Origin of the sequence: Actinomadura sp. NPDC048955, assembly GCF_040649435.1 — a bacterium.
GTDB classification, from domain to species: domain Bacteria; phylum Actinomycetota; class Actinomycetes; order Streptosporangiales; family Streptosporangiaceae; genus Spirillospora; species Spirillospora luteofluorescens.
This window is the reverse complement of the sequence record NZ_JBEZJI010000023.1, coordinates 21,567-38,907: the sequence shown is the minus strand read 5'-3', so window position 1 is coordinate 38,907 and position 17,341 is coordinate 21,567. Positions and strand designations below refer to the sequence as shown.

The 17,341-nt window shown below is 71.2% G+C and carries 12 protein-coding genes and 1 pseudogene; 4 read left to right on the top strand and 9 right to left on the bottom strand.

The window, feature by feature from the left end; genetic code table 11:
• Positions 1–79: 79 nt before the first annotated feature.
• The 3 genes from AB0C84_RS22170 to AB0C84_RS22160 form a co-directional block, all read right to left on the bottom strand.
• Positions 80–619: a DUF1062 domain-containing protein gene (locus tag AB0C84_RS22170; RefSeq protein ID WP_361069316.1), complete on the bottom strand. Its 540-nt coding sequence runs from the start codon at positions 617–619 to the stop codon at positions 80–82.
• 248 nt (positions 620–867) lie between these two features.
• Complete coding sequence (locus AB0C84_RS22165) at positions 868–1,623, bottom strand: VOC family protein (protein ID WP_361069313.1); 756 nt, start codon at positions 1,621–1,623, stop codon at positions 868–870.
• A gap of 58 nt (positions 1,624–1,681) precedes the next feature.
• Positions 1,682–2,839, bottom strand: coding sequence for an ROK family transcriptional regulator (locus tag AB0C84_RS22160; protein WP_361069310.1), 1,158 nt, complete (start codon positions 2,837–2,839; stop codon positions 1,682–1,684).
• A 200-nt stretch (positions 2,840–3,039) separates the two neighbouring features.
• Here AB0C84_RS22160 and AB0C84_RS22155 point away from each other — a divergent pair, with 200 nt between their 5' ends.
• Positions 3,040–6,252, top strand: a complete 3,213-nt coding sequence (locus tag AB0C84_RS22155) for a glycoside hydrolase family 97 catalytic domain-containing protein (RefSeq protein ID WP_361069307.1) — start codon at positions 3,040–3,042, stop codon at positions 6,250–6,252.
• 126 nt (positions 6,253–6,378) lie between these two features.
• Here the strand turns inward: AB0C84_RS22155 and AB0C84_RS22150 are convergent, their stop codons facing one another.
• Entirely contained in the window at positions 6,379–7,818 is a 1,440-nt protein-coding gene (locus AB0C84_RS22150) for a serine/threonine-protein kinase (protein ID WP_361069304.1), read from the bottom strand.
• Positions 7,819–8,443: 625 nt separating this feature from the next.
• Here AB0C84_RS22150 and AB0C84_RS22145 point away from each other — a divergent pair.
• On the top strand, positions 8,444–8,722 hold the full coding sequence (locus AB0C84_RS22145; RefSeq protein WP_361069301.1) for a class I SAM-dependent methyltransferase: 279 nt from the start codon (positions 8,444–8,446) through the stop codon (positions 8,720–8,722).
• Positions 8,723–9,313: 591 nt separating this feature from the next.
• Here AB0C84_RS22145 and hemC read toward each other — a convergent pair.
• From hemC to AB0C84_RS22125, 4 genes and pseudogenes are all read right to left on the bottom strand, one after another.
• Positions 9,314–10,051 carry a hydroxymethylbilane synthase gene (hemC, locus tag AB0C84_RS22140; protein ID WP_361069298.1) on the bottom strand — a complete coding sequence of 246 codons (738 nt, stop codon included), beginning with the start codon at positions 10,049–10,051 and terminating at the stop codon, positions 9,314–9,316.
• Positions 10,052–10,067: 16 nt separating this feature from the next.
• Positions 10,068–10,178, bottom strand: a pseudogene (locus AB0C84_RS22135) (hypothetical protein); the annotation flags it as partial.
• Between the two features lie 1,078 nt (positions 10,179–11,256).
• A complete protein-coding gene (locus AB0C84_RS22130; RefSeq protein ID WP_361069295.1) occupies positions 11,257–12,327 on the bottom strand; it encodes a hypothetical protein in 1,071 nt (356 codons plus the stop codon).
• A gap of 333 nt (positions 12,328–12,660) precedes the next feature.
• Positions 12,661–13,026: a helix-turn-helix domain-containing protein gene (locus tag AB0C84_RS22125; protein WP_361069292.1), complete on the bottom strand. Its 366-nt coding sequence runs from the start codon at positions 13,024–13,026 to the stop codon at positions 12,661–12,663.
• Between the two features lie 76 nt (positions 13,027–13,102).
• Here AB0C84_RS22125 and AB0C84_RS22120 point away from each other — a divergent pair, with 76 nt between their 5' ends.
• Positions 13,103–13,510: a RidA family protein gene (locus AB0C84_RS22120; protein WP_179848965.1), complete on the top strand. Its 408-nt coding sequence runs from the start codon at positions 13,103–13,105 to the stop codon at positions 13,508–13,510.
• A 584-nt stretch (positions 13,511–14,094) separates the two neighbouring features.
• On the opposite strand, the gene AB0C84_RS22115 is transcribed toward AB0C84_RS22120, so the two are convergent.
• Positions 14,095–15,321: a tyrosine-type recombinase/integrase gene (locus AB0C84_RS22115; RefSeq protein WP_361069289.1), complete on the bottom strand. Its 1,227-nt coding sequence runs from the start codon at positions 15,319–15,321 to the stop codon at positions 14,095–14,097.
• A gap of 218 nt (positions 15,322–15,539) precedes the next feature.
• Here AB0C84_RS22115 and AB0C84_RS22110 point away from each other — a divergent pair, with 218 nt between their 5' ends.
• A complete protein-coding gene (locus tag AB0C84_RS22110) occupies positions 15,540–16,979 on the top strand; it encodes a hypothetical protein (RefSeq protein ID WP_361069286.1) in 1,440 nt (479 codons plus the stop codon).
• Positions 16,980–17,341: the final 362 nt, after the last annotated feature.

Below are 17,341 nucleotides of genomic sequence, written 5' to 3'. Positions count from 1 at the left end.
CGTCTTGAGCACGCCCACGGCGGCCGCGCTCGCAGGGAGAAGCCGGGCGGGCCGGGTGACCCGCCCGGCTCCATCCCCGCTACCGCTTCGGCAGCACCGTGAAGGTGAAGCCGGTGTTCCTCGGACGGCGCAGCGAGGTCTCGGACTTGATCCGGCGCAGGGCCTCGTTCCTGCTGAGGCCGAGCCCCTGCGCGATGAGCCGGTCCGGGCGCAGCGGCACCGGATCCTCGAAGACCACCTCCACCTGGACCGGCCATGCCTCGTCGAGCGGCGGCGAGGGGGCCTCCAGCAGCCACGCCCCCGTCCAGTCCAGGGTGAAGCGGTTGCGCCGGGCGAGCAGCGGATCCAGCAGCGTGGACGCCACCAGCTCCGGATCGTTGACGCGGTAGCCGTGGAGCCCGGCCGGATCGAGGGATCTGACCGGCGCCCGCTCGTGGACGGGGACCTTGCCCGTCCGATCGCAGGAGACGCAGCGGACCAGCAGCCACACGTCCAGCAGCTTGCCGTTGGCGTTGACGCGGAACCTGCCCTCGCCGGTGGTGGCCGACCGCGACCCGCAGTCCACGCACCGCGACGACAGCAGAGGCAGCCTGGTCCGGCGGACGACCCAGGGCAGCACGATATGAGGTTGTGAAGACATGAGCTCTCTAGACCTGACACGAGGCCGATTACGCGCGGCCTCAAACGCTGCAGGGCCGGGCGCGCAAGGGCAGCCCGGCAGGACCGACGGGAGCGTCGGCTACAGGTGAGCGGAAGAAGATGTCAGGTCTGAAGAGCAGGCGGGGTCACGCGGTTCTGTCCTTTGCCTTCACTGCGATGGAGCCGCGGGCAACCTACGGGACCGCGGAAGGGAAGCTCAAGCGGTTTTCACGCCGAGGCTTCGTCGGCGCTCCGGCCGAGGACGCAGAACTCGTTGCCCTCCGGGTCGGCGAGGCACGTCCACGGCACGTCGCCCTGACCGACGTCGAGGTCTGTGGCGCCCAGGCCCCGCAGCCGGTCCACCTCCACCTCCTTGTCGCCGACGACGTACGGCAGCAGGTCGAGGTGCACGCGGTTCCACCACGTCCTCTCGGCGGGCGTGCGGAGGAACTCCAGATACGGGCCGACGCCCTCGGGGGCACGCATCACCGCACGGTCGTCGGTCAGCTCGTGCAGGGTCCAGTCCATCGCCTCGCCCCAGAACCGGGCCATGACCCGGGGATCGGCGCAGTCGACGACCACCGCGGCGATCGGCCCGGTGTCCCGGTAGACCTCCCGAGGCTCCAGCACGCAGAACACGTTGCCCTCCGGGTCGGCAAGGACCGTCCACGGGACATCGCCCTGGCCCACATCCGCGGGCGTCGCACCGAGATCCTTCAGGCGTGCGACCAACTCGGCCTGATGGGCCGCGGAAGTGGTGGCGAGATCGAGGTGCACGCGGTCCTTCACCGTTTCGGGATCCGGCACGGTGACGAGGTCGACGCAGACGGCGGTGGGGTCTGGCCAGTCGAAGCCCACGGGCTCAAGGTTGGTCACCCCGGGCGCCTCGCTGTCGGTGCCCCAGCCGAGCGCCTCCGCCCAGAACCGGCCGAGCGCCGCATCGTCGCGAGCCTTGAAGTTCACCTGGACAAGTCGCAGCGTCATGCCGCCCCACCCTAGGCCCGCCAGCCCGGACGCCCGCGCCGAGCGCACCCCTCGCCTTTCAGACGATGGCCTCCGTGGCGGCGAGGGCCAGCGCGCCGACCAGCGCCGCCCGGGCGCCCAGGGCCGAGGACCGGACATGGACCCGATCGCTGATCGCGGGCTGGGCGAAGCGGCGCAGCGACTCGCGGATCCCCTCCAGGAGGGGCTCGCCGCCCGTCGCGAGCTCACCGCCGATGACGAGCATCGCGGGATCCAGGGCGTTGCACAGGTCGGACAGGACGCGTCCGAGCCGGCGCCCCGCGTCGGCGACGATCCGGGCCACCACCGGATCGCCGACCAGGGCGTCCAGGGAAAGCTCGTCGGGCTGCTCGGGGAGCGGCAGGCCCGCCGCGATGAGCTGCCGCCACACCTCGCCGATCGACACCACCGACTCCAGGCAGCCGCGCTGCCCGCAGCGGCACTGCGCCCCGCCCTCCTGGACCAGCGTGTGCCCGATCTCCCCGGACGCCCCGTAGGCCCCGGTGTACCGGCGGCCCGCGAGGATCAGCCCGGCCCCGATGCCGTGGGACGCCTTGACGTAGATCAGGTCCGACACGCTGCGGGCGGCCCCGTGCGTGTGCTCGGCCAGCGCGGCGAGCTCCGCGTCGTTGGCGATCGTCACCTCGCCGCCGAGCCGGGCGGTGAGCTCCTCCCGCGGCCGGACACCCGCCCAGCCCGCGAGGATCGTGGCCGACTGGATCCGGCCGGTCGCCTGGTTGATCGGCCCCGGGATCCCCGCCACCGTCCGCAGCACCGAACCGGCCGGCACCCCCGACCGGTCGAGCAGGCCCGCGACCAGGGCCCCCGCCCGGTCGAGCGCGTGGCCCGCCGAACCGTCGACGTCCACGGGCACCCGGTCCTCGGCGACGACCTGCTGCGCGGTCGAGGCGAGGGCCGCGGAGACGTGCGTATGCCCGAAGTCGATGCCGACGAGATACCCCGGGGGGCGGTGCGGCGACAGCGGGGAGGACGGCCTGCCGCGGCCCGCGCGCTCGGTGGCCGCGTGCTCGTGCACCAGCCCTTCGGCCAGCAACCCCCGGACGATCCCCGCCACCGTGCTCGGCGCGAGCCCGGTCCGGCGGCTCAGCTCCTGCCGGGTCGCGGGGAAGGACTGGTTCAGCGCGTCGAGGATCGCGCGCCTGCCGCGTTCGACCCTGGTGTTCGGTGAGGTGGGCACCCGATGACGATAGCGAATTAGAACGCTGAATGTTAAAAATATCGGCCTTTAAGAGTGTTGACCATAGAGTTTCGCCCAACTTACGATCACCGAACTGTTGTGGAGCGTTCCACCCCCACCCCCAGGGAGACGCGATGGGCCGTGCAGGCACGAAATGGCGAAGAAGACGGGCGGTATCGCTCGTCACGGCGGCGGCCCTCATGGTTCCGGGAGCGCTCGCGGCGGCCCCGGCCCGCGCAGGTGAGCCCGCCCCCTCGGGCGGACTCGCCGAGGCCGCCGGGAAGGACGCCCGGGCCGTCCGGTCCCCGGACGGGGACCTGCGGGTGACGGTCGCCACCGACGACGGGCGCCTCACCTACAGCGTGAAGGAGCGCGGCAGGGTCCTCGTCGGCGCGTCCGGACTCGGCATGGACCTCGCGGGACGGCCCAGCCTCACGCGGGACATGTCCATCGAGTCCGTCGAACGGCGCACGATCGACGAGACGTGGAAGCCCGTCTGGGGCACGTCCAGCAAGGTCAGGAACCACGCGAACGAGCTCACCGTCCACGCCGTGCAGGACGGGACCGGGTTCAAGCTCGACCTGGTGTTCCGGGTGTTCGACGACGGTGTCGGGTTCCGCTACCACTTCCCCGGGCAGCCCGGCCTCGGCGCCTACACCGTCACCGCCGAGCAGACCGAGTTCGCCTTCGAGCCCGGCGCGAGGAGCTGGTCGATCGCCGCCGGCACCAACTGGACCGCCGACGAGAAGCACTACCGCGACCTGCCCCTGTCCAGCGTCCCCACCGCGCAGACGCCCATCACCGCCTCGCCCGCCGCCGACTCCTACGTGGTGGTGCACGAGGCCGACCTGACCGACTACCCCAGCATGACCCTGAAGGCGGTGCCGGGACGCCCCGGCGCCTTCTCCAGCGACCTGATCAGCCTTCCCGACGGCACGAAGGCCAAGCTGAACGGCGAGTTCTCCACCCCCTGGCGCACCCTGACCACGGGTGAGCGGCCCGGCGACCTCGGCGAGTCCCACCTGATCGAGAACCTCAACGACGCGTGCGCCATCTGCGACGACACGTCCTGGATCGAGCCCGCGACCTACGTCGGCGTCTGGTGGGAACTGCAACGGCGGGCCACCACCTGGAACGCCGGGCCGAACCACGGCGCGACCACCGCGCGGGTCAAGCAGTACATCGACCTCGCCAAGCAGGCGGGCGCCAAGTTCGTGCTCGCCGAGGGCTGGAATACCAACTCCGGCGGCTCGTGGAGCGGACAGGACTTCCTCACCCCGCAGGCCGACCTCGACCTCCCCGAGGTACTGCGGTACGCCAAGGCCAACGGCGTCGGGTTCATCGCGCACAACGAGACCCGGGGCGACGTCGACTACTACGACCGCAACCTGGAAAAGATCTTCTCCAGGTACGAGGCCCTCGGCATCCACTCGATCAAGACCGGCTACGCCACGAAGTACCTGCTCGGCGGGGTGAACCGCAGCCACTACGACCAGGAGGCCGTCCGGCACTACCAGCGGGTGGTCGACACGGCGGCCCGGCACCGCATCACGGTCGACGCCCATGAGGCGATCAAGCCCACCGGCCTCGCGCGCACCTACCCGAACATGATGACGGGCGAGGGCGTCGCGGGCATGGAGCAGCACAACTACATGGGCGCGGGCGGCAACCCGCCCGCGCAGGCCACGATCCTCCCCTTCACCCGGTTCATGGGAGGGCCCGCCGACTACACGCCCGGCGTCCTCAACGTCACCTGGGACCCGGCCCGCCTCGGGACCCGCGTCCAGACCACCTCCGCCGCGCAGCTCGCCCTGTATCCGACGTTCTTCAGCCCGATGCAGATGCTCGCCGACACCCCCGAGAACTACGCCGCCCACCCCGGGTTCGCGTTCCTCAAGGACATGCCCGCCACGTGGGATGAGACCCGCGTCCTGGACAGCGCCATCGGGGACCACACCACGACGGCCCGGCGCAGCGGCCGGACCTGGTACCTCGGGGCGATCACCGACGAGAACGACCGGACCCTCCAGGTGCCGCTGTCGTTCCTGCCGCCCGGCACGTTCGTGGCGGAGACCTACGCCGACGCCCAGGAGACCACCTGGAAGGGCGACCCGCTGCCCGTCGAGATCCGCAAGACGCTGGTCAGGTCCTCCACCCGGCTGTCGATGTCACTCGTCGGCGGCGGCGGTCAGGCGGTCAAGCTCAGGCCCGCGACCGCCGACGACCTCCGCGGCCTCTCCCGGTACGCCCCGCCCCGCGCGGACTACGGCGCCGCCGAGGCCGTCCTGGACCAGGACACCCAGCGGCTCACCGTGAAGGCCCCACTCACCAACGAGGGCAGCACCGTGGCCGAATTCCAGGCCCGGGTGTTCCTCGACGGCCGCGCCGCCGGCGAGCCCCAGCGCGTGCGCGTGGCAGGTGGCGGGACCCGGACCGTCGAGTGGACGCTGCCGGCCTCCGAGGTGCCCGACGGGGACTTCCAGGTCGCGGCGGGCGAGCACGGCAAACCGGTCAAGGTGGAGCAGACGCGTTCGCTGCTCGAACTCGTCCAGGACCTGCGGCGGTCCGGCGCGCTCACCCCGTCGGCGGCGGCCGAGCTCCAGCCCTCGATCGTCAAGGGCGAGGCCATGCTCCGCCGGGGCGACGCGACCGGCCGCCTCCTGGCCCTGCAGGACGTGCGGCTCGCCCTCTACCGCCTTCCGCTCGACGAAGTGAGCGCGCCGGCCCGCACCGCGATCGACGACCGGCTCACCGCCCGGCTCGGCGCACCGGAGGGGCTCGTCTCCCTCGCGCTCAAGGTGCGGGCGGCGGCCGACGACCGGGCCGTCGACGCGGCCCTGTCCGGCAAGCTCGCCGCCGAGGTCAAGGCCGCGGTCCACGCCGCGTCCGCGGGCGACGCCGCGGGCATGAGGAAGGCCCTCGACCGGTTCGACGCCCTGGTCAAGGCAGCGCCGATCTCCCCGGACGTCGCGGCCGGCCTGCTCGCCGCGAGCCGGGCGCTCGCCGCCGAACCACGCACGATCGAGGCGGAGACCGCGCAGCTCGTCAGCGGCGCCTGCCGGCGCACCGACCACACCGGCTACACCGGCACCGGCTTCGTGGCCTGCCTGAAGACCAAGGACAGCGGCGTGCGGGTCGACGCCCCGGTCACCGCCGAGGGCCTCTACACGGTCCGCCTCCGCTACGCCAACGGCATGGGCTCGACACGGACCATGACCCTGGCCGGAGGGACGCAGTCCGTCCGGCTCCAGCTCCCCGACCTCGCGTCCTGGGACACCTGGTCGGAGCACCGGGCCGGGATCCGCCTCGCCCCGTCCACGCCGCTGACCTTCGTCTACGGACCGAACGACGACGGCAACGTCAACCTGGACTCGATCACCATCGAACCCGACCTCGGGGTCGTCCAGCGATAACGGCGTCCGTCACGCCGGCGGCGCGGTCCGGTGGTGCCCGAGGTGTCTCGACGCAGACACTGAACGGCACCGCCGGACCGCGCCGTCGCGTGTGACGGGGCGCGCTGCTGATGCGGGCCGGCGCCCTCAGTGCACGGGCGGCCGCGCGCGATCTCGGTTCGCGAGAGCGAAGGCGACGACGCTCAGACCGATGATCAGCAGTGTCAGGAGCACCGCGAGATACCAGCCGAATCCCAGGGACTCCTTCGCGTGCGCGTTCAGGGCGGCGCCCAGCGCCGGCGGCAGCGACTTCGGGACCGGGACCGTCGGCTTCTCGATCCGAGACAGGACGGCGACGATGCCCAGCATGAACAGGCTGAGCAGAGCCGGCGCGGCAGCGCTCGCCGCCAGGCCGCCCTTGTTCCGGACGCCACCGATCACGCCGAGAACGGCCGCGGCGGTCCCGCAGGCCAGCGTCCCCCAGCCCCAGCCGGCGGCGAGGCCGCTGGACGTCGCCGTCACCCCGCGGGCGCCGGAGACCTCTGGCAAGGACGCGGACACCTTCAGCCAGGGCAGCATCACCGCGACCATCAGCAGCGCCGCGGCCCCCGCGACCGCGAACCCGGCCCAACGGCTTCTGCCAGGCGAAGACGGCACACCCGCGATCGGTCCAGCCGGGGGCGGCGAGCCTGGAAAGGGGCGCCCTCCGTGGCCAGGGGCGGCGGGCGGGGCCTGCTGAACGACCGGCGCGGGAACAGGCCCGGCCTGGGACGACACAAGCGGGGCCAGCATCGCCTGCGCCTGATCAAGGGTCATCCGCTCGGCCGGGTTCTTGCGCAGCAGCCCGGTTAGAACGGGAGCGAGAGGGCCGGCGTTCGGGGCTGGAGCGGGTTCCTGCGTCGCGATGGCGACGAACACGGCCCCGGTGCTCGGACCGGGGAAGGGCGGACGGCCCTCCACCAGGGCGTGCAACGTCGCCCCCAGCGACCACAGGTCCGACTCCGCGGTGGCGGGCAGGCCGCGGACCTGTTCAGGAGACATGTACGCCGGGGTCCCAAGGAGCGCACCCGAACGCGTCAGCGTCGTGTCGCCGTCGACGGCGGCGATGCCGAAATCGGTCAGCACGGCGCGTTCCCCTTCCAGGAGAACGTTGGCGGGCTTGATGTCGCGATGGACGATGCCCACCCGGTGCGCTGCGCGAAGAGCGTCCAGGACCTCCAGCCCGAGAGCGGCGGCGCGCCCGGGCGGCAGGGGGCCGCGCTCGGCGAGCAGGTCCGCCAAGGACCGGCCGGGCACCAGCTCCATGATGATCCAGGGCTGCTCGTCCGCCGTGGTGACGAGATCGTGGACGGTCACGATGCCCGGATGCCGGAGACGGGCCGCGGCCCGTGCCTCCCGATCGACGCGCGCGGTCCAGGCCTGCCGCTGCTCGGCGTCCAGGTCCTCGGGCAGGCGCAGCTCCTTGACCGCCACCTCGCGGCCGAGCCGCTCGTCGTACGCGCGCCAGACCGTGCCCATGCCACCGCGTCCCAGCGGATCCAAGAGCCGGTACCGGTCCAGCAACACCCGCTCAAGTTGATCAGCCACGGTGGGACCGTAGCCCAGCGACCGCGCGGCCTGTCAAACAGACACGTCCGTTTATTGATCGTTCTCCGCGATTTCAACGGCGTGTCAGCCGCGGGCGAGGACGAGTGACCGCGCCGGCGTCGCCCTGACGGTTCCCGAATGCCCGCGCTCCGGTACCCGTCTTGCGCCAGCCGCGAAATGACGAACGGTCATGGCTGATCAGCTTCCTGTGCCGAGGGCGGGAACGTCCAGGACATCCTCGCCCAGCAGTCGTGAACCGATCGACAAAGCCGGCGCTACGAAGGCGTACTCGAACAGCCCGACCGTCCCACCGGTGGGCGGGCGTCTGGCAGTGGCGCGCGGCAGGCCGGTCCCTCCCCGTCAGCGAAGCACGACCAGGTGACCTGGCCATCTACGGCGACAACGCCCACACCAACATCGTGGTCCGCAACCTCGGCCACGGCAGGCTCAGCACGATCGGAGGAGACCAGGGCCCCCTCGTGGAGTCAGGAGTCCGCACGACCGCCACAGCGGTACCGCGTCCCAACTTCAACATCTCATAAGGCCGTGGTGAGCTTCACTCGTTCGGTGAGAGCTCGCTGAGTATTGGAGTGCTGTGCACGAGGGGCCTGTTTAGGGTGACGGCGTGGACGCGGCCGACTTCTACACGGGCATCGTTGCGGAGCTCTACGGACCACTGAAGTCCTTCTCTCAAGATCCCGAGCCCTATGCGGCCTTCATTGAGCAATCCGGCACGCCGGCGCTGGAGTTGGGCTGCGGGGATGGTGATCCCTTGCATGAGCTGCGCGCACGCGGTTTGGAGGTCGAGGGCGTCGACTCCTCCGCTGACATGCTGGAACGCCTCCGTCGCGGGCACACGAGCAAGGCATCAGCGCCACTGTCTTTCGCCAGCGCGCGGCCCTGATACCCCTGTTCGTCCCACCCCCGACCCCGGCCGAGCAGATCGGTCAGGCGCGCACGCCGACCGCACCTGACGGCGCCGAGCTCCGGGTATCCGTCGTAGCTGAACAACGGGACGAGGCCGCGCGGACGCAGACGACGCTGCTGCGTTATGAACGTAGCCACGGCCGGGACCACTTCGTCGACGAGCGCCCGTGGGTGCTGCATTGGTATACGCGCAACGGATTCCAGGCCCTGGCCGCAGCGGCCGGCCTAACCGTGACCGCAATCACCGACCCTCACGGCAATCCAGCCCCTGCTGCCGCCACAGACGTGCACTTCCATCTCCGGCCCGGCCCACCCCGGGAACCCTGAGGATCGACAACAGGTGGCGTAACACCACCGAGAATGGGCCCGCATCTTCCACCTGACTTCTATTGCGCTCCCGCTCTTGAGAGGGCACAAGAGGCCAGTCGGCGACGTGTTCGCGGGCGCGGGTCTGGGCGGTTCGGTAGGCGATCGCGCTCGCTCAGAACCTGAAACAGCAGCTCGGCGCCACGACGGTCGAGCTCCATGTCTCCCAGCCTGACCGTGCCGGGACGACAGAGACTGCCTCTCACTCCTTTGTTCGGGGCAGCAGAGCGTCGGCACCACTAACACGCAGCAGGTCGGCCAGCCGGGCGCCGAGCTCCTCAGGAGATTCCCCCCGCCCGGCGGTGTCTGAGGCGCGGATCTGGTGGCGGCCGTCGAGGCTGGTGACGCTCCCGGTGAGACGCAGCCCCGCGGACATGTGCTCGGCGTGGGCGCCGATCGGCAGGGTGCAGCCGCCCTGCAAGGCGTGCATCATCGCGCGTTCCGCGCGGACCTCGACGTCGGTGACCGCGTCCCCGGCCTGCGACATCGCGGCAAGAAGGTCAACGTCGTCCCGGCGGACCTGGATCGCCAGCGCACCCTGGCCTGGATCGGGCAGGAACTCATCGGCGGGCAGCCGCTGGGTGGCGGCGTCGGCCAGGCCGAGACGGTCCAGCCCCGCTGCGGCCAGCATCACCGCGTCCAAGGTCCCGCCGTGAGCACGAGCGCGCGCCAGCCTCGGCGGAACGTTCCCGCGGATCGCGACGGTGCGCACGTCAGGGCGAAGCGCCCGCAGTTGCGCCACGCGACGCGCGGCACTGGTCCCCACCCGGGCCCCCAGCGGCAGCGTCTCCAGCGTCGCCCCACACAGCGCGTCGCGGACATCGCCGCGCGGCGGAGTGACCGCCAACGCCAGGTCCGGGTGCCCACCTGCCACAAGGTCCTTGGCCGAGTGCACCCGCGACGTCGACCCGGCCGTCCAGCAGTGCCTGCTCCAGCGCACCGGAGAACGCCCCGTCCTCCGCGATCTCCCCCAGCGGCCGGCGGCGATCCCGGTCGCCGGCCGTCATCACCGTCACCGTCCGCACCGGCCCGCGATACCCCAGCCGCGCGCGGAACTCGGCCACCATCGCACGCGCCAGGTGGCTCCCCCGCGAGCCGATCACCAGTTCCCGCATCTGCGGCCCTGCTGCCATGCCGCCGATCGTAGAGACCAGACGGCCACCTCAAAACCGAACGCGCCCGAAACCCCCCACGACCTAGTCGACGCACGATGGGAGACCAACCACGGTCGCTACGCATCCGACCGAAACCGCGCCGACCTTGACCAGCACGCGGGCCAGCGGCCACAGCAGGGAGGCCACATGTATCGGGCAGGCAGCAGCACGCCGGGGCGGCTGCGGCGCCCGCGGCTTGGCCGACCCGATCGACCGACCGCCCCCTGACGGGTGAGCACTCACACTGGCTGCCTGCTTCTGAGAACCGCGAGCACCGGGATGTGCTGCCCTGACAGGCATTCTGGAGCCATGGCAATCCGGCGACCACGGCGAGGCCCTTGCCGAGCTTCGCCGCGCGTTGGACACCGAGACGATGTTCATGCTCACCGTTCACTGCCTGGCACTGATGTCGGGAGCTTCTCCCGATTCCTTGTCCTCGGTGTGAGGGCAGCACTCCGAGGACGAGATGCCCGCAGTGCGCCACCCGCCGGAACCGCCCGACGGCCACGCGCAGCGCGCCGAGCAGCGGGTCGCCGCCGGCCACGACCTCGAATGACCGATCCTCCATCGGGGCGGCCCTCTCGCCGGGTTCCGCGAGCATGAACTCGGCGTCACTCTCGACCCTGCGCCACAGCTCCGCCACGGCTGGCCGTTCCGTGGCGCCCGCGACCCTGTAGATGACGTCGGCCATGCGGCCCCCCATTGACGCTCGCTCGGACGGCTTGGCGCTGGCGGTTCTGCCTCGACCTCGGCAGATCCTCATCGTGTCAGGCCACCGGCAAGCCGCCCGCGTGTTTCGCAGGTCAGCCGAACCCAGGGGGTGTGGCTCTTCTTCAGCGGCCCCAGCAGGACCTATCCGCCCAGATGAGATCGTCCCTGAGAACGAGCCGCACCCGAACCGGACGGGCCTGGCTCGTCGATGGGACCTGTCCACCTGGTGCAGCCGGCCGCTGGAGAAGAACTGCACCCATCGGCGGCCCCTCAGAGCGGTTCAGCCGAGGCGATGTGCGGCGGCGGCGCGAACCTCGGACGTCTCCATGGGGTCGTCTCGCAGGTAGCGCAGGCGTGCGCGGGTGGTGTCGGTGAGCTGGACGTGCGTGGCGGCCAGTTCCCGGACGTCGGCCTCGCAGTCCCACAGCCCCTCGAGCAACTGCCAGGGAGGCTCTCCCGCAGGTGCGAACACCATGAGCGCCTTGAGGACGGCCGCGCGTTCGTAGGTGTGGGGGGAGAACCACAGTCGCATCAGCCGCGGCACGATCTGTGCCGCCCGGTCGCCTCCGATGCGGGTCAGCCCCGCGACCAGGGCGCGGTAGCACCAGCCGAGGCCCCCATCGCGTGTACGCACCCGGCCCACCGCCTCCAGCAGGGCCGGGACATCATGCTCGTCGCCCGTCGTGGCCAAAACCCAGACGGAAAGCCAGTACTGGGGATGATCTGGTGTCGCTGCCCACCGGCGGGCCTGCGCCAGTTCAGGATCTGCGGCCGGCTCAGACAGCGGCCGAGCAGAGGCGTTTCGAGCGTCCACGATCGCTGCTGCGATGCGCTCGTCTTGTGCGGCCCACCGTGTCCACGGCAAGGATCTGCACAGGATCAGGCGGCGGTCGACAGTGGCGATGCGATCCCGCAAACGCGGATACAGATCTTCCCAGAGTTCGGCGTCCCAACTGGAACCCACCACGTGCAGGGCCTGGAGCCAGTGCGGGCCTTGGATGATGTGGCGGCGCACACCCTCGATCGCCTGGCGGTGTCCGGCGAGGCCGAGGGCCTCCAGTACCTCCAGAGTCAGGGCCGCGCCGTTCTCGTCGTCCTCGGGCGGTGTCTGGTCCAGCACCGCCAGGAGACGGTCGATCGGGATCTCCAGGTCGCAGACCAGGCGAGCCAGATAGACGGCACGCTCATCGACATCCCACGACCAGCGGTGGTCGCGCCGCAGGCAGGACAACACCGCTTCGGCGGCGGCGGCAGGGTCGTCCATCGCTTGGATCACACCGCGGCCCATTCCGCGTTGAAGGGCGCCCAGCAGGGTGCTGGGATGGGCGTAGAAGTTCTCTTCGTCATCCATCGCCAGGCAGCCTGCCCGGCCGCCTTCCCAAGCGCGAACCATTTTGGACGAGGCTGGTTCTCAGGGCCTGTTCGCCAGTTTGATCATCCTTCGTGAGGAAGGGCGAGCAGCCGCCGTGGATCGTGCGGGACAGTCTGATAGGAGCGGATCGAGCCGCTATCCGCGACGGTATCCACCGAAGCGTTGATGACCCTTTGCCGCAGCCATCATCTGCTGGCGACGCCTCGTCCGCTTTCCGGAGCGCTCGGATTGGTGGAGCAGCGTATTCAGGTATGTGAGTTCTCCGGCGAGGGGTCGGCTTCGCTGACCTTGTGGTCGCCGGGGTCGTAGCGGTTAAGCGTCACCCGCGCCGTCGAATGCGTCCCGTGCGGCCTCGATGGCCGGCAGGTGCTCCTCCGCCCAGTCCAGCAACACGTCGACCGGGCCGCGGAGGGTCTTGCCCAGCGGCGTGATGGAGTACGTCACGGCGACCGGGCGAGTCGAGGTCACCTTGCGTTCGACGACGCCATTGCGTTCGAGCCGGCGGAGCGTCCCAGTGAGCGACTTCTGCGTGACCTCGGGGATGGCGCGCCGGAGCTCGTTGAAGCGGCAGGGCCGTTCGCACAGCTCGTTCAGGATGCTGAGTGACCACTTGTCGAGCACCTGGTCGAGGAGTTCTCGGTGCGCGGTGCTGATCCGCAGCTCGGCGGGGGTATCCATGGTGAGACCTGGTCTCGTTGAAGTGTCTTCTCGCTCCTAAGTATCTTGACGATACCTAAGAGAGAGGACATTCGTCATGACCGTTCAGCGCTTCACCCCCGCAGGGATGCTTCAGCCCGCCCCGTATCACCACGTGGCCGTGGCCGCCGGGACCCGGCATGTCCACGTCGCAGGTCAAGTCGCCCACCGGCCCGACGGTTCGCCCGTCCCGTCCGACCTGGCGGGGCAGGTCGCGCAGGCCCTGCGGAACACGGCCACTGGACTCGCCGGAGCCGGTGCGACCTTCGACGACGTGGTGCGGCTGACGTTCTACGTGACCCAGTGGAGCCCGGAAAAGATCGCGGAGTTCATGGCCGGTGTCGAATCCGTCGCCGACGAGACCGGCCTCGGCTCGCCGATGCCACCGGCGTCGCTCATCGGTGTCGAGGCACTGTTCGAGCCGGACGTTCTTGTCGAGGTCGAGGCCACCGCGGTCCTGGACTGAGCACCTGTGCATCAGCCGCTGGGCAACGCCCTCCTCGTCCGGCCGCGTGCCGCAGGCGGACCAGAACTTAGTTCTTGCGCCGCCGCGCCGCCAGCCAAGCCCGGGTCGTGCGGGCGCAATGGAGGCCGAGATGGGTCTCCTGCCAGATGGACTGGCCGGACCGCCGCCAGCGGGGGAGACCCCTCCGCGATCACGAAATGCCGTCGAGGATCGAGAGCAGCTGCTCCATCGTGTCGAGAGCGTGGTCGTGCTGCCTAGCCATGATCTCGCCCCCTTTCCGCGGTCAGGTCGGGCGGTCGGTCTGTCGTTGTTCGGCACTCCGTTGATAGACCTCGACGAGCGGGACGTGGCTGTTGCTTTGTCCGGGCTTGCTGACCAGCGGTGATGCACCTAACCAGGGCGCCGGTCACTGATCCGCCTGTGCCCGGGGCTTTCGGGCGCGGGCGACGGTGGCGCGCTGCGGGAGGCGTCCGGGTTGGCTGCCGTGCGCCAACTGGACGGCATCGATCGCGCCACGCGTGTCGGCGGTCGGCGGGGAAGGAGAGGTAGAGCGAGCCAGGTGAGGGGCCTCGTGGGTCGGCTGATCAGTGGGTGGTCTGCTCCGGGAGGTCGGAGTGAAGCCAGTTGGGCACCAGGTCGACCAAGAGCTCCTCGCCTGTGCGGGAGAGTTCGGCGTTCTTCCTGGCCTTGGAACGACGGATCCAGTACCGCAGGGTGGTCTTGGGGTCTTTGTGATTCGCGTAGATCATCACGTGGTGCAGGCCGGCCATGACGCGTTCCTCGCCGCCGGCCTGCTCCAGCGCGTCGAGCAGGTGGGTGATCCGGGAGGCGCGCCAGACGTGCGGGGTGAGGTGGTCGCCGCCCAGCACGCCTGCGGCGCGACCCAGCCGGGTGCTGATGCGGTCGGCGTCGTGCCGGTCCAGCCTCCGGCCGGCGTCGTCGAGCAGGAGCGGGCCCGTGGTGCGGTCGCCCAGGTAGGCGCGCAGCAGCCCGGCCAGCGTCGGCGGGATCTCCAGGTCGCGGACCTGGTGACCCTTGCGCCGCACCCGCAGGAAGCTGCGGTCGCCGGAGGTCCGAAGGTCCTCGATGTCGGCCGCGCAGATCTCACTGACCCGGCCCGCCACCACGTACAGCAGCGTGACCAGCGCAAGGTCCCGCAACTGCGCGCGGTCCGGGCCGTGATGCGGCCCAGGCGACGCGCCCGACCGGGCGGCGGCGAACACCGCGGCGACCTCGTCTTCCTCCAGGATCGGGGTCGCGGTGGAGGGGTCCTCCTCGTCGATGACCGGGCGGACGTCCTCGCTGACCGGGTTGGGCGGCGGCGGGTCCAGCACGCCGGCGGCGTAGGCGTGCAGGCTGGACAGCGTCTTGACGTAGCGGGCGATGCTGCGCGCGGTGAGAGGGCGGGCGGCGCGGCCGGTGACCCGGGCCCGCCACATCTGCAGGTGGGCGGTGCTCAGGCAGCCGACGAAGAAGCGGTCGTGGCCGAGTTCGCGGGCCAGTGGCGCCCAGATCGTCAGCAGGTCGTCGCAGTAGCCGCGCCGGGTGGCCACCGACGTCCGCCTGGCTGACGACAGCCACCCGACCACCACTGGCAGGGTGGCGGGTTCCAGCGCCTCGGCCAGCAGCTCCAGTCGCCGCCGGTAGACCCGCTGCTTGCGGGCGCGGCCGGACGGTTCGGTGAGATCGGCCCACCCCACGCACCGCTCCCCCAGGTCGGCGTCCAGCGCGGTGAGCGCATCGTGCAGCAGCGGCGGCACTGCGGCCGCCGGCACCGACCGGCCCGCTGCGACCAGTCTGGCGTCAGTCATTGCGGACCCCGGTGAGCGTTTTACTCACGGCGGCGAGCGGGCTCGGAGACATCGGCGGGGCTTCCCCTTGGGCTGGCGGCGCGGTCGGCGGGACGAAGCCCCGCGCGTTGATCACTCTAGCAGGAGCGCTTAACGCCAGTTAAGCGCTCCTGCAATCTAATCGAAGGAAACGTTTCATGAAACGATTGCTTGATGCGTATACCTGCTAGGGTCGGGCCATGGTCGACCAGCACTCTGAGAAGTGGGACGGGACGGCGACCGTCGACTCCGATGCAGCCGGCGCCCCGCCCGCCGAGGGCACCGCACCCGCACCAGGCGCCGAGGACACCGTCGTGGTCGGGAAGTCCGCCGGAGGCGCGGGCGCCACCCGCGACACCGACACCGGCGTGGGCGGCGAGGCAGATGCGGAAGCAGGCCCCGGCGCGGACCCGGACGCGCCCTACGGCAGGTGCGCGCACTGCGGCGATCCGCTGCCGGCGCCGCTGCGTCGCGGAGGCCGCCGGCTGGAGTACTGTCCCGGCCCCGACAAGAAGTGCCGCATGGCGCACAACAACACCCGCCGCAGCAAGAACCGGAGCGGGGTAGCCGCGGTGCTGCGCTCGCACGATCAGGTCGCGGCCCAGGCTGCGCCCGCCCTCACCGAGGTCGCCCGGCTGCTGACCGAGCACGCCGCCCGCCACCAACAGCTGCTGGACGAACTCGGCGGGCGGGAGGCGCTGGAAGCCCAGATCGACGGGCTCGCCGAACGCAACGCCGACGTGGAGGCCGACGCCCGCCGTCGCATCCGCGAGGCCGTCCAGGACGCCGACCGACGTGTCGCCGAGACCGAGGCACAGGCCAAACGTGAGGTGGCCGCAGCCGAGCAGCGCACGCAGCTCGCGGTGGCCCGCGCCGACGACGCCGACGCGCGGGCCGCCGCGACCCAGCAACTGGCCGACCGGCGGGTCGCCGAACACGACCGGGCCCGCGGCCGCGCCGAGGAGCAGGCCGCGGCCGCCGCCCGCGTAGCCGAACAGGCCCAGCACGCTCAGGCCGACGCTGAACAGGCACTCCGGGACGCCGCCGAGCGGCTGCGGGCCGTCGAGGAGCAGGCCGCCCGGCTCACTGCGGAGCTGCAAACCGCCAGCGACGAGCGCGACACCTGCAAGCGCCGCGCCGAAGAAGCCGAGCAGCGCGCCACGACCGCCGCCGAGACCCTGCAGCACACCGAGACCGCGCTGGCCGACGCCCACCGCCGCCTTTCCGAGGCCGAAACCGCGCGCGACGCCGCGCTCACCCAGGCCAGCCAGGCGTCCACCCATGCCCAGGAGTCCCAAGCCCGCGCCGACCAGGCAGAGCAGCGCGCCGACCGGGCGATCACGCGTGCCGAGGAGGCCACCACGCGAGCCGACCGGGCGAGCGAGCGCGCCGACCGCCTGGCCGTCGACGCCGATCGGCTGCGAGCGGCACTGCACCTCCCCTCGGTCAGCGATGTCGAGGGCGTTCCGGGCCTTCGCGCCGACGGGGTCACCGTGACCGCCGCCGAGGGGTCGCTGCACCTGGCGGGCGTGGACGAGCGGCTGAGCTTCGAGGAAGCCACTGACCTCGCCCGCGCCATGCTGGCCGTTGCCGCGCATGCCTCCGATTCCGGACTTCGGGAGGGCTCCGGTGGGCCATGACCCGCTCCCCCACCGCCACTCCCCCGCCCTCGGCGGGGCAGATCCGTCCCCGCCGAGTCCGTGGTGTGCCGACCTGCCCTGTCCTGATCGCGACCTTCCGCGCCACCCGCGCACTTGAGCAGGGCGTTCTCCAGCCGCTGCGCCCGCGGGACGATCAACTCCGCCGCGTCGCGGTCGCAAGGAGCGTTCCGGGACCAGCGATCGGATCGCCTGCGTCGACTCGGATTGTTCGGCGGGCGGGCTTGATCTGCTGGTCCGGATGGTCACCGACCGAGCCATTGCGGCGGGCGTGACCGATCTGTGCCCCGCTGGGCGGCCCTGCGGGCGCAACCACATCCCGGTTCCGGCCTGGCTAGCAGTCG